The sequence below is a fragment of the Stackebrandtia nassauensis DSM 44728 genome (assembly GCF_000024545.1).
Classification (GTDB): Bacteria; Actinomycetota; Actinomycetes; order Mycobacteriales; family Micromonosporaceae; genus Stackebrandtia; species Stackebrandtia nassauensis.
Genome location: NC_013947.1, coordinates 5,732,513 through 5,747,288 on the forward strand (window position 1 = coordinate 5,732,513; position 14,776 = coordinate 5,747,288).

Annotated in this window: 16 protein-coding genes and 1 pseudogene; 7 read left to right on the forward strand and 10 right to left on the reverse strand. The window is 64.8% G+C overall.

The features are described from left to right. The first annotated feature begins 98 nt into the window (after positions 1-98). Positions 99-494 (forward strand): hypothetical protein, encoded by a 396-nt coding sequence (locus tag SNAS_RS26690; protein WP_013020600.1) that lies wholly within the window; start codon positions 99-101, stop codon positions 492-494. A gap of 67 nt (positions 495-561) precedes the next feature. Here SNAS_RS26690 and SNAS_RS26695 read toward each other — a convergent pair whose 3' ends face one another. The 5 genes from SNAS_RS26695 to SNAS_RS26715 all read right to left on the reverse strand — a co-directional run bounded on the left by SNAS_RS26695 (position 562) and on the right by SNAS_RS26715 (position 5,803). Next, complete coding sequence (locus SNAS_RS26695) at positions 562-897, reverse strand: hypothetical protein (RefSeq protein ID WP_013020601.1); 336 nt, start codon at positions 895-897, stop codon at positions 562-564. 413 nt (positions 898-1,310) lie between these two features. Next, a complete protein-coding gene (locus SNAS_RS33360) occupies positions 1,311-2,297 on the reverse strand; it encodes a DUF4192 domain-containing protein (RefSeq protein ID WP_013020602.1) in 987 nt (328 codons plus the stop codon). A 71-nt stretch (positions 2,298-2,368) separates the two neighbouring features. Continuing rightward, a complete protein-coding gene (locus SNAS_RS33365; protein ID WP_013020603.1) occupies positions 2,369-2,836 on the reverse strand; it encodes a single-stranded DNA-binding protein in 468 nt (155 codons plus the stop codon). A 505-nt stretch (positions 2,837-3,341) separates the two neighbouring features. After that, complete coding sequence (locus SNAS_RS26710) at positions 3,342-4,274, reverse strand: DNA-processing protein DprA (RefSeq protein ID WP_013020604.1); 933 nt, start codon at positions 4,272-4,274, stop codon at positions 3,342-3,344. Next, positions 4,271-5,803 carry a YifB family Mg chelatase-like AAA ATPase gene (locus tag SNAS_RS26715; RefSeq protein WP_013020605.1) on the reverse strand — a complete coding sequence of 511 codons (1,533 nt, stop codon included), beginning with the start codon at positions 5,801-5,803 and terminating at the stop codon, positions 4,271-4,273. Before SNAS_RS26715 ends, SNAS_RS26710 begins: the two co-directional genes overlap by 4 nt. Before the next feature lie 769 nt (positions 5,804-6,572). Between SNAS_RS26715 and SNAS_RS26720 the strand changes: the two genes are divergently transcribed. After that, positions 6,573-7,394, forward strand: a complete 822-nt coding sequence (locus SNAS_RS26720; protein ID WP_013020606.1) for a phage antirepressor N-terminal domain-containing protein — start codon at positions 6,573-6,575, stop codon at positions 7,392-7,394. A gap of 85 nt (positions 7,395-7,479) precedes the next feature. Here the strand turns inward: SNAS_RS26720 and SNAS_RS33370 are convergent, their stop codons facing one another. From SNAS_RS33370 to SNAS_RS26740, 4 genes are all read right to left on the reverse strand, one after another. Beyond that, complete coding sequence (locus tag SNAS_RS33370) at positions 7,480-8,088, reverse strand: hypothetical protein (protein WP_013020607.1); 609 nt, start codon at positions 8,086-8,088, stop codon at positions 7,480-7,482. A gap of 117 nt (positions 8,089-8,205) precedes the next feature. Beyond that, positions 8,206-9,639, reverse strand: coding sequence for a ParB/RepB/Spo0J family partition protein (locus SNAS_RS26730; protein WP_013020608.1), 1,434 nt, complete (start codon positions 9,637-9,639; stop codon positions 8,206-8,208). A 406-nt stretch (positions 9,640-10,045) separates the two neighbouring features. Continuing rightward, positions 10,046-10,243, reverse strand: a complete 198-nt coding sequence (locus tag SNAS_RS26735; protein ID WP_013020609.1) for a DUF397 domain-containing protein — start codon at positions 10,241-10,243, stop codon at positions 10,046-10,048. Then, positions 10,236-11,054 carry a helix-turn-helix domain-containing protein gene (locus SNAS_RS26740; RefSeq protein ID WP_013020610.1) on the reverse strand — a complete coding sequence of 273 codons (819 nt, stop codon included), beginning with the start codon at positions 11,052-11,054 and terminating at the stop codon, positions 10,236-10,238. Before SNAS_RS26740 ends, SNAS_RS26735 begins: the two co-directional genes overlap by 8 nt. A 221-nt stretch (positions 11,055-11,275) precedes the next feature. Here SNAS_RS26740 and SNAS_RS35420 point away from each other — a divergent pair, with 221 nt between their 5' ends. Further along, a complete protein-coding gene (locus SNAS_RS35420) occupies positions 11,276-11,461 on the forward strand; it encodes a hypothetical protein (RefSeq protein ID WP_013020611.1) in 186 nt (61 codons plus the stop codon). A 20-nt stretch (positions 11,462-11,481) separates the two neighbouring features. Here the strand turns inward: SNAS_RS35420 and SNAS_RS26745 are convergent, their stop codons facing one another. Then, on the reverse strand, positions 11,482-12,240 hold the full coding sequence (locus tag SNAS_RS26745) for a helix-turn-helix domain-containing protein (protein ID WP_013020612.1): 759 nt from the start codon (positions 12,238-12,240) through the stop codon (positions 11,482-11,484). Between the two features lie 891 nt (positions 12,241-13,131). Between SNAS_RS26745 and SNAS_RS26755 the strand changes: the two genes are divergently transcribed. The 4 genes and pseudogenes from SNAS_RS26755 (at position 13,132) to SNAS_RS35990 (ending at position 14,735) form a co-directional block, all read left to right on the forward strand. Further along, on the forward strand, positions 13,132-13,647 hold the full coding sequence (locus SNAS_RS26755; RefSeq protein ID WP_041625200.1) for a hypothetical protein: 516 nt from the start codon (positions 13,132-13,134) through the stop codon (positions 13,645-13,647). Between the two features lie 220 nt (positions 13,648-13,867). Continuing rightward, positions 13,868-14,128 (forward strand): annotated as a pseudogene (locus SNAS_RS37835) (response regulator transcription factor); the annotation flags it as partial. After that, positions 14,125-14,340, forward strand: coding sequence for a hypothetical protein (locus SNAS_RS26765; RefSeq protein WP_013020616.1), 216 nt, complete (start codon positions 14,125-14,127; stop codon positions 14,338-14,340). The pseudogene SNAS_RS37835 and the gene SNAS_RS26765, both read left to right, overlap by 4 nt. A gap of 20 nt (positions 14,341-14,360) precedes the next feature. After that, entirely contained in the window at positions 14,361-14,735 is a 375-nt protein-coding gene (locus SNAS_RS35990) for a hypothetical protein (RefSeq protein WP_169313926.1), read from the forward strand. Positions 14,736-14,776: the final 41 nt, after the last annotated feature.

The window sequence follows — 14,776 nt, forward strand, 5'->3', positions numbered from 1 at the left end:
CTGAGGGGTGATAGGAATGAATATAGAGGGATGAATGGTGATGGAATACGGATTTTCGCGGTTGTTTAACCGGTGCTCCGCCGCTACGGTTTTCGACTATGGGAACGCAAAAGAATGGCACGGTGCGGGCGCAGGGATTGCGCTTGGCCCGGCAGAAGAAGAAGGAACGACTCGAAGCGATATTGCGCCGGGAGCGTGATGTGGAGGCCGCCGTCGCGGCATTCCATGAGCATCGGCTGCGAGCCGAGCAGGTGATGGAGGTGGCCAACGAACGCGCACAGAAAGTCCTGGCGGATGGCCGCAAGCGAGCCGCCGACGATGAGCGCGCCGCCAGCGCAGCGATCGGCGCGCTAGCGGCACTGGGTGAGACGCGCGAATCGATCGCGGAGCTGACGGGCGTGAGCCTGACGGCGGTGAGGCAGGCGCTGGCGAGCTGCGAGGAGTCACAGTCGCACGAGGCGCCACCGGGAGGAGGCGACAGCAGCTGGCGGTGACGTTGGAAGAACACGCGTCAAGGCCGGAACCCCTCGGGGTTCCGGCCTTGTCCGTGCGGGAGACGAGTCAGTCAGCGAAGCTGGGACGGTAGGAGACCGACTTGATGTCGGTGCGCAGCAGCGCTGCTTTCGAGCCCGCGGGCGGGCGGATCACGGTGGCGTCGGTGACGTGGACGGGATCTCCGACGTCGACGAAGCTTGCCCAGAACGGATCGAGTTCGCCGTCGAACTCGACGTCCACCATGCTGGTCGCATCGGTGATGTGGACGCCGTGGGCCAGCGCGCGGGAGTTGACGCGGACCAGCCGCAGACTGGTGACGACGCCGCCGGTGTCGGTGGTGCGGGCGATGGGTTCGCGCGCGAGCGCACCGGTCACGGTGACGGTGGTGGTCTTGGGTTTCATGACGCTGTCCTTCCACTATGGTCTTGTCGTGTTGGTGCGGCACTCGCGTGACCGGTATCTGGTGATTCCGGTGTGGGTTGTGCCGCGGTGACAAGACCCGGAAGAACCGGCGCCAGCCGGGCCGGGTGCAAGGCGCGGCCAGAGAAGTTTCGGAGGAAAGTCGAAGACAGCGAAGCGGTTTCCGGAGGAAGTTCTCGCCAGCCGGCCTTGCGAGCGCAGCGTCCCGATCCGGCCGTCGGTTATGACTGGGGTCGTCGCCGTCGGCCTACCCGGAAACACCAGATCGGGTGCGCATCGCACCAACCGACAAGCCGTGGAAGGGCAGCGTGAAACCCATCCCCGCCGTCACTGGTACCGCTGGCTGGCAAATCGTCGGTGCCGCCACCGCGAACGCAGTGACGGCACCGATGAGATCACGGGATCACTTCAGAGAAGGGTGGAACCTTCGCTGGTGGAAACCCGTTGGACAACGCGAGTCCCACGGCTTGGGCGAGTCGGCACGTGGGCTGGAGGCGAAGCGCCACCCCCACGGCTTCACCGGCCAAGACCCCGTTGCCGCGGCGCCAAGCCGCGTAGGCCGTCATCGCGGCGGCCCGGGAACGGTAGATCCCGGTGTGGTGGCGGGCCAGCCAGATCCACAACGCCAAACCATGGGCGTGGTCGCCAGCATCGACGATCGCTAGGGCGGTTTTGTACCCGGTGCTGGTTTCTGCAATGGCCCAGCCCAGTTTCGCGGTCAATGCCAAGCCGGGCATCGTTCCGGCTTCAACGCCCTTCGCCGCGCCAGCGAGTTTGGCGGTATTTTCTGCTGCGCGGTCGCGCTTGGCATTCACCAGCCGATCCAGACGCGCTGTGCGTTTGAAGTCGCACAGGTGGAGTGCGACGTGGTTCCTGGTTTCAAAGTCGACGGGATCGATCTGCGCGGCGACCGCATTGCGGTCGGGCGCGGCCACCATGCCCTCGCCGACGAACGCGGCTTCGATCCGCGAGTCACGCGGGACGGGCTTGCCCTCCGGTGGGCAACACGTGGGCTCCGGGCACACGTAGGACCAGAATGTGCCTCCGGTGACGCGGATGGCGTCAAGCACCTCGATATCCGCGCCGTGGAGTCGTGGCAGCAGGTGGTCGACGACGGGAGTGACGCGAGCGGCTTCACCGAAACCGACTAGGACCACTGCGGTGGCGTCGTTGCGGCGCATGGTTGTGATGACATCGGCGAAGACATCGAAGCAGCCGCTGGCCAATGGAAGATCGGCGCGCAGCGTCACCTTAATATGGCCTTCGTCGAGTCCCACGAGGACGGCGGAATCGGTGGGCCGGTAGCCCACGAGGTGTGGGATGGCTGCGACCAAGTCGGCAGGTGAGGACAACGTGATGTCGGCGGAGGAAGTGGTGTTCATGACGAAGCTCCTGGAGAAAGGTCTGGGTCGCCCCCGCGCGATGTGCACGGGGGCGACCCAGAAGGAAGAGTTCAGACGGTGACCGGCTCGGCGGCCTCGGACTCGGTTTCGGCGTCGGCTTCGTTGAGCTGCGCCCACTTGTCGGCGGAGTAGGTCTCGCCGTCGGCAGTGGTGACGATGCGCTCGCTGTCGGGCTTGGGCTCGCGGTGCGAGCTGGCGCCGTCGTAGCGCATGCTGACGAACACGTTCTGCGCCGAAGCCGAGATGTTGGTGTACTGACCGTTGGTCCTGGCGAACAGGTCGTTGCCCAGTTCGACCAGCACCAGGTCGCCCTTGTTGAGCTCGACCACCCGCTCCGCCAGTTCGCGCCAGCAGGTCACGTCCAGCGACCGGGTCTTGCCGTTCTTCCAGTTGCCGGACTTGTCGCGGTAGGAGTCGTTGAACAGCAGCCGCATGGTGGCGACCTGGTTGCCGTTGGGCGTGTACCGCAGCTCGGGCGGGAACGCGAGGCGGCCTTCGATGAGGTGTGAGTGGATCATCGGACTGTTCCTTGTCTGTCCCCGCGGGCCGCCGGGCCCGGTGCCCGGCGGTGAAAGCCGCGGTGACAAGACCCGGGCAAACCGGCGTAAGCCGGGACGGGCGCAAGGCACGGCCAGGAAAGTTTCGGAGGAAAGCCGTCAGGCAGCGAAGCGGTTTCCGCCGAAAGTTTCCGCCAGCCGGCCTTGCGAGCGCAGCGTCCCGGTCCGGCCGCCGGTTATGACTGGGGTCGTCACACGCGGGTCACCAGCCGCAGCTACCGGACCCGGCCAAGCAGGCAAGAACCACCGATTGCCCTCACCACCCGGTCGAAGGACGGGCAGCCCCGAGACAGGTCGTGGCGGCCACGGTGAAACACCAACGCATCGGCTGCGGGTGTAATGGCACCAATAACGGCAGCAACACCGGAACCCAACCCGACGCCGCTGGCACAGCGACACGGCGAACATCACCGAGCGGCTCACGGTCGGGGCGCGACCGATTCCGGCCACGCCCCGACCGGTTCACTCAATCGGCCACCGACGCATCACCGACGACCGAAGCGAGGTCATCCAAGAGCTCAACGCCACTAGTCACGACCCGGGCGTGCTGATCACGCAGGACTTGATGAACGCCTCGTGAGTACGCCGAAGTGACGGGTCCGGGAACTCCAGCGACATATCGGCCCATGGCCGCGGCTTGACCGAGGCAGTGCTTCGCGCCGGAGCGCGCCGCGGCCTCCACCACGACCGTGCCGCGCGTCAGCGCGGCCAAGACCTGGTTCCTGGTCAGGAATCGATGCCGCTGCGGGGCGAAGCCCACCGGGAACTGGCTGACGATCAGCCCGGTCTGGGCGATCCGGTCGAAGACCTCGCGGTGCCCCGACGGGTAGTACTGATCGACCCCACAGGCCACGACGGCGATGGTGGGGGCGGCTTCCGCCGCTAGCACGGCTCGGTGAGCGGCGACGTCGATGCCGTAGGCACCGCCGGAGGCCACGGCCCAGCCCGAGCTGGCGACCTGGAACGCCAGTTCGCTGGCGACGGTGTGGCCGTAGGGAGTGCAGCAGCGGGCGCCGACGATCGCCACCGATTGCTCGGTGGTCTGCGCCAGGGGCGCCGGTCCACGAAGCCACAGGCACCACGGGACCACGGCATCGGGAACGCGTGCAAGATCACCCAACCGCGGCGGCCACTCCTGATCGCCGGGGACGATGATGCGAGCCCCGGCTTCGCGGGAGCGCTCAAGCTGTTCCGTGGCGACAGCGCGAACCCGGCGCCCTTCGAAGCGGTCCTTGACGCGGTCGCGGGAAACCCCAGACGGCGGTTGTCCCGCGTCGAGCCGGTCAAGGATGTCGGTGGCGGCAACGCCCTGCGGCTCACCGGAGTCGGCGGCGTTGGGGACCTCCAAGATGGCCAGGGCGATACGGGCCAGCAGGTCATCAGACGGCGTGGTGGTCATCGCGCACCCCCGAGTGCGTCGAAGCCGCCAAGCCGCATCGCATCAGCGACGTGATCGACGCACGGTGAATTCGTGCCGTCGAGATCGGCCAGTGTCCACGCCAGCCGCAACAGGCGGGTCTCGTGCCGCACGGGAATGGTCCTATCCGCGAAGCGGTCTGTCATCGGCGCCATCGTCGTGGCGGACAGGCGAAATCGCGGTGACCGCAAGAGCGAGACCGGTACATCCTGATTGGTCAAGTCAGCGCCCCGGCCGCTCCACCGTTCGCCCGCGGCACGTCGCGCGGCGATGACGCGGGCGCGAACCGTGGCCGAAGAATCACCGCGCGATTGCTGACATAGCTCGTCGTACGGCGGCGGATCGGGCAGCTGTATCCGAATGAGCACGTGGTCCATCAGTCGCCCAGCCAGACGGTGCAGGTACCGGCGGGCCGCAGGCCCGCAGTTGCAGTCACGGCGGGGATGGTCCTTGGGGCACATGCCCGATGCCATAACCAGGTGCAAACGAGCCGGTAGCCGGATGGTGTCTCCGTAGCGGGTGATGAGCAGATGCTGATGCGCCACGGCGGGCAGCACCGTGTCGAGGACGTCGCGGCGGAACTCGGCGGCTTCGTCCAGGAACAGAACTCCGTTGTGGGCCTGCGATATCGCTCCGGGCCGGGGAATCATGGTCGACGATCCAACCATCGCGGCCATCGTGGACGAATGATGTGGCGCCGAATACGGCGGTGTGAGACCGGGGCCCACGTAGGGTTGCCCGGCCAGGGAACGGATGTCGGCGACCTGGTCGGCCTGATGTTGCGTCAGCGGCGGCAGAATCCCCGGCAAGCGCTCGGCCAGCATCACCGCTCCGGCGTCCGGTGCGCCGAGCAAGATCATGTGATGGCCGCCGGCCGCAGCGATCTCCAGACCGTGGCGAGCTTGCACCAGGCCGAGGATGTCGTGAAGGTCGACCTTCGGCAGGGGTTCGGAAGGCGGCGTCGGCGCTTTCGCCGATGCGGTCGGGGACCGCAGTTGCCGCAACGCACCCCGCAGGTCGGCTGCGGGCCGGATGGCGATCCCGGTGATGTCACCGACGTCGGCGTGATCCGCGGCCGCGACGATGACGCCGTTATCGCCACACGTCGAAGCAGTAAATGCCGCCGGTCGCGCGCCCCGAGTGGCGCGAAGACTTCCGTCGATGCCCAGCTGTGCGTACATACGGGTCGGCGCCGGCGGCGAGTCGTGCGGCGCCAGGCCCGCGGCGCGGGCGACGGCCACCGCGATGGCCAGTTCGCACCCGCCCAGGCCGGAAACGCCCGGCGTGAAGTCGAAACGAATCTCGACCGCGCCGCCCGGCCAGGGCAGATCGCTGTTGTTCCATGCGGCGAAGATGCCACTGGTGGTGGTGTCGGCAAGGTAGTCGGGCAGCTGCGGCATCGTGAAGCCCGATCCGCCAGCGGAATTCGAGGCGGTCACCGACACCGGAGTAGCGGTGAGTCCGATCATCGCCACCGTATGCGCGACACCCACATTCACTGTGGATTCCATGGTGGAACATCCCTTCGAGAATGCGCCAGGGGAACACGACGCGGCCGTGTTGCCGCGGCGCTTTCTGGCGCGTTCCCACCACTGCCGCCGGAGTCAGCGGGGCGTGACAAGGGGCGGCAGAACGCACCCCCGCCTCGATGACGCACCGAAACCCGCGGCGGGGGTGCGTGTCCCCTTGCACGCACCGCGCCCGGCGGCACACTCTCAGCGCGCCAGAAAGCGGCGGCTCTCGATGCTTGCCCGAGGCCAGCGAAATACCAGAGAGGAGGGGAGGGTCCGAGAGGACGTAGTGGCGTACCCGGTGTGTTGCGGGAATCACGTTTCATTTTTTTCGCACTCGAACTGTGCCGTTTCAACAATACGAGCGTCTTATATTTCTGGACCTGTGGATAACCATGTGGATAAACTGTGGATAAACAGTCCCGCTTGGGGATATGACACTGTTTTATGTGGATAACATGCAATTTCGCCGCAATCATGTGACCGGGCACACGCGTTCGAAGACCCCTACATCTTGTGGTGTCACGTCACAGTGACGTACTAGAATTAGCGTAGGGAGGCAAGGGTGTCAGGCAGGTATCCGAGTTGAACAGCTTAGAAATCTGACTGTCCTTTCCCGCCGCTTCACACCTTGAAGTGCTTTACGGCTCGCCATTATTAGTATGTATATGTCGGGGCTATGCGGGCGTTCACAAGACGCTGACACGCAAAACCCGCCTGGTGCTAAGCCCACCAGGCGGGTGAAATCACTAGCTTTAAGAAGGATCGTATGTCCTACGATGCCCCTGGTCCATACCAACCCCGCAACAATCCTCATGAGATTGTGCACATCCCGTTCCACGGCCGTGTCATCCACACCGCGCTCAGCGCGGACGGTGAGCCGGTGGTCATCCTGAAACCGACCGTCGAAGAGATCGGGCTGGACTTCTCGGCTCAGCTCGAAAAGCTCAAGACCAGATCGTGGGCCGTCGTGACCGAAACACTCATAAGCGGCGCAGACGGCAAGATCTACCCGATGGTCAGCGTCAACCTCGAAACCTGGTCGATGCTGTTGGCCAACGTCGACGAGAACAAGGTCATCCTCGCCGCGCGGCCCATCGTGATCGCCTATCAACGCGAAAGCGCCAAGGCACTGCGGGATTACTGGACCCGAGGCGTAGCGGCCAATCCGCGCTACAGCCCCCGCGAGAAGGCGGAAATGCTGGCAGCACTGAAGGGAATCGTGGATTCAGGGTTCCTGGAGGCCAAGGGACGGCAACTGGTGGGACGGACTCTTGGCGAGGTCCCAGAGTTCGACGAGCAAACCAAGCCGTTGACAGTGGCGATGTACCTGAACAGCCTCGGGCTGAAAAGCTCGGCGATCCGCAGGGTACAAAGTCAGTTCGGTAAGCAGCTCAAGGCCCGCTACCGCGACCAGTACGGTTGCGAGCCACCACAGATGGAAGATCTCGTGAACCGCCACATGATCAAGGTTGCCCAGTACCAGGAGCAGCACCGGCCCTTGTTCGACGCTGTGTGGCGGTCGATGAACCGCGACGACGGCGGAACCACCAGGCCGAAGAACCGACCCGACAAAAACCGACCAAAGTAGAACCCTTGCAGGGTTGGCTCGGTCATTCTCGGCCGGGCCAACCCGAATCTGGCACGCTAGCGGCCATCGTTGATGTGGAGGTTCGTCACTGTGCATCTTGTTCGTTGTCGGCAAGGTCGGGAATGACGTCTCGGGCTTTGCCGGGGCGGAAGTGGCAGTCGCTTTCGACGAGGAGCGGGACTGCGGCGATGGGGCGGCCTCCAGGGCTGCGCAGTGGGGTGGTGGCGAGGTGGCGTTCGATTTCGGGTAGCCAGATTGTGCCCCACTCGGCCATGGCGGGGTCGTCGGCAAGTCGGGCGTACCCGTAAGCCTGGCCCGCATCGAGGTCGCGGCCGAATTCGGTGATCCACCAGGTTCCCCACGGCGCGAAGTACCGGTAGTGGACGGTGCTGTCTTCTGCGGGAACGGACTCTTGGGCGTACAGGTCGGGCAATTTCGCCAACTGCGCCATCGTGGGGTAGAACCGGTGGCCGCGCAGCTTGCGGTGGATGTCCACCGGCATCACGTCGTTCTCGCCTTGCGCGGCGCGGGCGAAACCCGGAAGTACCGACACCAGATCTCCGACGCGGGCTGGCGCGTTGAGTGGGTTGGTGACCGTGGCGTGGATCCGGCCGCCGACCGTCCCGGCATAGTGGCCCAGGCACCAGTCGCCTTCGCTGTAGGCGCACATGATCAGATCTCCGATACGAAACATGGGACTCTCCTCAAAGGAGTAGATGAAGGAGCGCCTCAACCCCGTGATGGGTTGAGGCGCTATGAGGACCGGTGGCGGGCCGCGATGCGCTGCCCGCCACCGGCAGGAACGAATTGGTCAGGCGGCGGCGGTCTCGACTGCGGCGTCACCGTCAGCGGCATCGTCGTGAGTGCTGTCGGCCTGGTCCTGTTCGGCCTGGTCTTGTGCTGCCAGCTCGGCCTCTTCGGCGGCAATCGCCGCCGTAAGGCGCTCGTGGGTGTGCTGCTCGATGTCGGACAGGGTGTAGCCGTCGTCCACGAGCAGGTCCAGGTAGGCCAGGGCACGGCGTTCGTCGGAGAGGCGTTTGCCCGAGGTGACGGCCTTGAGGTTGGCTTCTTGAAGTACCAGCCACCGGGCGACGAGCATGCGCGTCAGGCGATCGATCCCCGCCGTTTCCACGGCTTCGGCAATCGAGGCGCCGGCGAGGGCATCGGCCAGGTCATCGAAGCCATACGACCAATCCATCGACGACGGGCGCGCGATGACGGTCCGCAGCGCGTCCGGGAACAGCGGCTTGGCGGCCTTGGCGGTGGCGTAGCGCTGCTTGAGGAACTCGTGCCGGATAGCTCGGGCCGCGGTGTGTGCCTCGGCGCGGGCGGCGTCTTCAGCTTCGGCCTCGGCGCGTTGCTGGGCTTCGGCTTCGGAGACGTAGGAGGTGTACTTCGTGCGCGTGAACCCCCAGGCTTCGGGGTCGGTGCAGTACACGACCGGCTTCGCCGGGTTGAGCGGATCGACGAAGGCTCGAAACCCCGGCTGAGTCTTCACGACTTCGGGGTCGAGGGCGTTGCCGTCGGCGTCCCGCAGGGTGCTGGCTTCGGCTTCCTTCGAAGTCCACGGAAACCCCTTCGGGATCGTGGTGACCCGGACACCATCCAGCACCAGCTGCGCCTTCAGCTTCTCGGCGGTGTCCTTCTTGTCCCGCTTGCGTTTTTCCTCGTCGATGGCGTGCCGGGCTCCCCAGTGCGAGCTGGCGCCTTTGAGGATGCGCTCCATGGCCTTGGGGTCATCGGCGGCGAATTCGGCGACCTCGGCCGCCAGGGCGAGATCGAGGGTCCCGTCATCGGCGGCCTGCTGCGCGGCTTCGGGCAGCTTCGACAGCGCCAGCGCTCCGGCCACGTGTTTCTTGCTGCGCCCGGCGACCTTGGCGATCCGTTCGGGTTTCCACCCGAACAGGGCCAACTGCTCGTAGTCGCGGGCCTCGTCAGTGGGACGCATCGCCTCACGGTTGAGGTTTTCGGCCAACCGCGAGGCCACCAGTTGCGCGGCGTCGGCGTCAGCGGCGATGACGCACGGTGCGGTGGCGTGCTTCAGCGCGATCAGGGCGAGCCGGCGTCGGTGCCCGGCCACCACCATGTGCTGACCCGGCTCCTCGGTCGGGACCGCGACGATCGGTTGCAGCAGCCCGACGATCGGGATCGAGTCCAGCAGGTCCGAGATATCGGGTTCGGCGTCGCTGGGGCGGTTGTCGGGATTGGGAATCAGCTGCTCGATGTCGAGCTCGACGATTTCCATGACCGTGTCCTTTCCAGACGTGGAAGACGCGACCCGCGGACAGCGGGCCGCTTTCTGACAGCGGTGCCGCCAGCCGCCTGGAAAGCGGGGCCGACAAGGAACAAGCCCGAAAACCCCGACCGAACCCGAAAACCCCGGCGGGGTTTTCGGGCGCCTTGCGACCCCGCGACAGGCGGCTACACTCCACCGCCAGAAAGCGGAACGCATGGACGGTGCGACTCTGAATCTGGAAAGGACAGTCGCGTCGATGTTCGACGCCCGGCATTGCCAGTGCAGACGCCGATGGCCCCCTGCCTGCCAGCAGAGGGCCCTTCGTTGGGATGCGCAAAGTTCGCGACTGGTAGTTAGTCTGGAGACCGATTCAGTAGCACCGTCGGGGCCGGCTCACACGCTAGGGCCTGACGCGTCATCGTGAATCGAACTGGTTGGACTTGACCGAAGCGACAAGACCGATCCAGTCGTTGTGGGGGACAGTGAGGACGCCGCTGTCGAGGTGCTTGGAATCCCGGACACCGATGGCCGGAATCAGGTTCGCTACCTCAACGCATTGGCTGCTGTTGCTGCCGCTGCTGCGGCTCGACTTGCGCCACCGTGGGTCAACCATGTGCGTAATCCTTAATCGGTATCGCTTGCTTGCGGGTCTTGTCGGAGACGCTTTCGTAGAGCTTGATGAACCTCTCGCCCTCCTCGTAGCGGCTTCCATCGATGGATTCTAGATACACCGTGGTGGGGAACTCCCCGCCGTCGAAGTACATGATGGTGAACGGTCCAAACATGGCGTGGTGCGGTCCCAGGCTGAACGGGAGCACGAGGATGTCGATGCCCGGCCGTTCGGACATCGTCACTAGGTGCTCAAGCTGCGCTTTCATCACTTTCCGTCCGCCAACTTGACGCTTCAGGGCCGCCTCGCTGGTGATGTAGACGATCTCAGGTGGCTGCTCCCCGTCCAGGACCAGTTCCTGACGTTCGGATTTGACACCTTTGTCGGCGCCACCCTTGTTCTCCAAGTTGAACTCGCGCAACGCATTTGTGTACTCAGGGATCTGGAACAGGCCGGTGATGAACTCGATCTCGACGATGAGCAACTTCGACGCCACGCTCTCCATCGTCAGGAACGTCGTGAATGCCTCCAAGACGTCAAATTGGTGGTACCACCCAGGTTTCTCGCTGGCTTCTTGAAGCTCGGTGAGGTTGTCCAGTTCATCGCGGGTGACGTCATAGATGGACCCGAAAGCGAGAATGTCGGCATACCTGAACGACTGAACGCGTCCGGCCTCGATCGCTTTGAGCTTGCTGGCTTTGGCGATCTTGACGACCTCAGCGTCTCCTGGTTTGAGCCCGGCACGGAGCCGGTACTCCTTGAGGAACCGACCAAGTTGAATCTTCGCGAGATTTGGGTTCAGGTTGCTACTCATAGTCACATGGTCTCATACATGACCCCTCCCATGGAGTTGGTCGTTTTTTGACCGGTTTTTTACGACCGGTTATTCATGGCCCCGTTTCGCACCTAGTCAATTACTGACTGTTCCTTTAGCGTCGATTCTATCGGTGGGTTCAATCACACACCGAGTCGCATCACAGCAGGACGCCCCGCCGGTGGGGACGGGGCGTCCGTGAGATCGAGGAGCTGACGGCCATGACCAAACAATCGACGGCACCGACGCCGAGATCGTCGGGTCCGGTCACGATTCCATGTCGAAGCCAAGACTGCAAGAACGGTTTCGTGGCCAAGGAAGTCGACGGTCAACTTCGCGCGGAGATGTGCGAAAGCTGTGACGGCACCGGCAACAAGACCGTCGTCGCGAAAGAGTGCGACGGATGAGCGCGCCGATGCGGGCGGCTTCACTCCACGGGCGGGCGCTTGTTGTACTTGTTCATCGTGGACTTGTTAGTCGAAGCGTCCTGGAAGATCAACGCCCATGGTCCACTGTTGACTTCCATTTCCTTGCCGAAGCCGAGCCATTTTCCACTGATCTTGCGGCCGGTTGGTTCGGCGATCATCTGGATCGCACCGTGGTACCGGGCTCCCCGGTAGTACCCGTCCTTGTGGGTCTGCTCCACCCAGGTTCCCGTCACAACGGAACCGTCCACGGTGAGGTCCATCGTCAGCGGCGAGTCGGAGGATCCGGGGAGGCTGCGGGCGGTCAGTCGGTCGCCGTGTTGCAGCACCAGGACGTAGTGGACGCCGATGAAGGTGTCGCCGCGCCCGGAGGAGTAGTACTCGTAACGCGACAGCCAGATGCCCGAATAGTTCGTCGAGGTCGCGTTCTTGCCGGCATGCGCAACGGGCGCGATGACCTCGAAGTCGGGCCCGCTCGCGGCTACGTCGTGTCCCCCTTGACCGTTGGGGGTCACCCGAGCGGCCGGAACCGGTACAGCGAATCCGAGCTCGGTGATCGGCAGGCCGGTCACGGATTCGAGCGCTCGGGCATAGACCGGACGTGGCGACGCGCTCTCGCCGGATTCCCATCGCTGCACCAGGCGTTTCGACGCGTCGTTGGGGACTCCCGCGCGCTGTCCGGCTTCCCGGAGCGCACGCGCGAATTCGTCTTGAGACAGCAGCAGCCCCTTCCGGATTGCTTGCAACGTCGAGTTCGTCATGCGCTCCACGTTACCACCGTCAACGTCACCGAAATGACGCCTTTTATGTCGCCGGAACGACGCCTCAAACGTCGTCGCGGACAGCTACAGAGTCGCGTCACAGTGTCGACAGTTCCCTATTCCGCGCGACCGGCGAAAGAGGCGGTCCAATGAGGTCCCACCAGTCCCCGATCGAGCCCGAACCGGTATTGCCAGAGGTTCAGTTCGATGCCGCCCCCAGTCCGGAGGCGCCCCTCATCGCCCCATGTGGATTCCCGGTGGAGGCGGTACGCCTGTCCCCGGACCAGTACGTCATGGTCTGTGGCCCCGAGTGCGGCGATCACCAATGGCCGATCCCACAGCAGCGCCGCGCCGAAACCTCGTCGCAGCCCGCACTCGTGGCCGCGCTTCGGACCAGGGCACCGCAGCGCGGCCACCCACACCCAGACACCGAACAGGAGAAACCTCATGCTCGCAGCACCCGTACCTGCTAGACATGCCGCCGCGACCCAACCGCCGCGCAACATGTGGAGGTTCAAACTCGTTCGATACGAGGACGTCTCCGGCGTGTCAGGGACCGGGGTTGTCGCGGTCGGGGTCGTCTGCTCGGACGGCAGCGCGTGGATGCGCTGGGACTCTTCGGATCCTTCCAGCGCCATGTTCGACAACTGGCGAACGATCGAACGCAAGCACGGCCATCGTGGGGCGACCGAGCTCCAGTGGATTGATATGCCCCCCAACACGTTCCTCCACCACGAGACCTGACCTCCTCTTCCCCCGGGGCCGCCGCGTTCGGACAGCCAACCGACGAGCGCGGCGGCCACCACACAACAAGCCGCCCACCACGACACCGACAGGAGGGTTCGGGTGTTCTTCTCCCATCGATCGACCCGACATCATCGACTCCCCGCGATGTATGACGAGCTGACGCTTCCCAGCGACTACGTCTTGTACCAGCGGGTGTCGCTTCTGTCGGACATTGCGGTGATGGTCGAGTGCGGCCACCCGATCGACTGTGCTTTCGACGGGAGGCACTTCTACTACCACTGCACCGGCACGGAGCCAACCGGCGCCGACCGTATCGAGTGGTACTGCGGACGACACCGACTGGGCTACGCCGATGACATCGACCGAGCGGTATGGACGCAGACATTCCGGCTCCTGCCCAAGGCCCGCCGAGCACGCACCGCCTACCAACGACGGTCGCTCCTGCTGGCTACGCACGCTCTGGTGAAGGTGAGCCTCAGCGACCCGCGATGCCCCGTCGTCGAGTGGATCGGACACAAGCGACTCGGCGACCGCAGCTTCCACACCGACCATGACCGCGCCCTCGCGCACCGACTCAAGGACCGGCGCGTCGAGGCCGCCGCCAGCCGTCACCCACTACGCCGTGCGGCAAACAGCTTGGTGAATCCCTTCGAGATGTAAAGGAAACCCATCCATGACAACTGTCAACGCACCTGTCCCTACATACGCCTTGGCCAAACGTCAGCCGGCCGCCACCGACCCCAAGGTGTGGACACGGCTCGGTGTCCACATCACCGACCTGCACAACGAGGCTCAGGGACTGCGCCGCCCCGAACGACTAACGCGGGCGGCCCTCGGCGCCGTCACGCTGCTGCGCTCGCTCGGTGTCCGCATTGAACTGCCCAGCGGAGAATTGCCGACACGGGATCTGCCCAGCGCACTGTCGCGGCCGAAACCCTCAGGGACGTTGACGCTGACCGACCGCGAACGTGAAGTGCTCGGTGGCATGGCCGAAGGCAAGAGCAACGCCGAGATCGGACGCGAACTGTTCGTCACCGAGGACACCATCAAGACCCACGCGCGGCGGCTGTTTCGCAAGCTCGACGCCCGCGACCGCGCCCACGCCGTCAGCCAGGGCTTCCGTCTGGAGCTGCTGACATGAACGGCATCGCCGTCCTGGCCGTCATCCTGTTCGTCGTCATCGGCGGGCCGAGCTGGATTCTCAGCATCTTCAGTCCCGCCTACCGCAAGCGACGCCGCGAGTCGCGCGCGAAGACCGCGAACAAGGCATGGGGCCTGCTCGCCCTCGCGGGGACGATCGCGTTGATCGGCCTGGCCGGTTTGGACTACATCGGACTCATCGAGATCAAGTAAACACAATGGAGGCGAAAGTCTTGGGACGCATCGTATGGCGCGGCTACCGCTGGTGCGGGCACACCGACATGCTGCGCCGATCCCGGGACTTCCCGCCATTGCACCCTCGACACTGGACCCGCTTCTCCGCGACATGCATCGGGCAATGGGCCGACGAACGCCGGGCACTGGATTGGTTGTGGAACCAGATGGCCGAAGCACACGACCATATCGTTGCCGAGTTCCCGCAGCGCGCTGTCGCGATCCGAAGCGAGTACGACGACGCCGCGCAGCGCTTGTGCGACAGCGACGACTGTGCCTGTTCCTGGTCGATTGCCCTCCCCGCCTCGATCCGTCTGTACGTCGGCATCGTCGCCGTCTACGAACATCCTTCAACCATCCAGGGGGACACGTGAGGCTGGTTGTCTCAGACACGCCGACATCGCGGGGTGGCCGC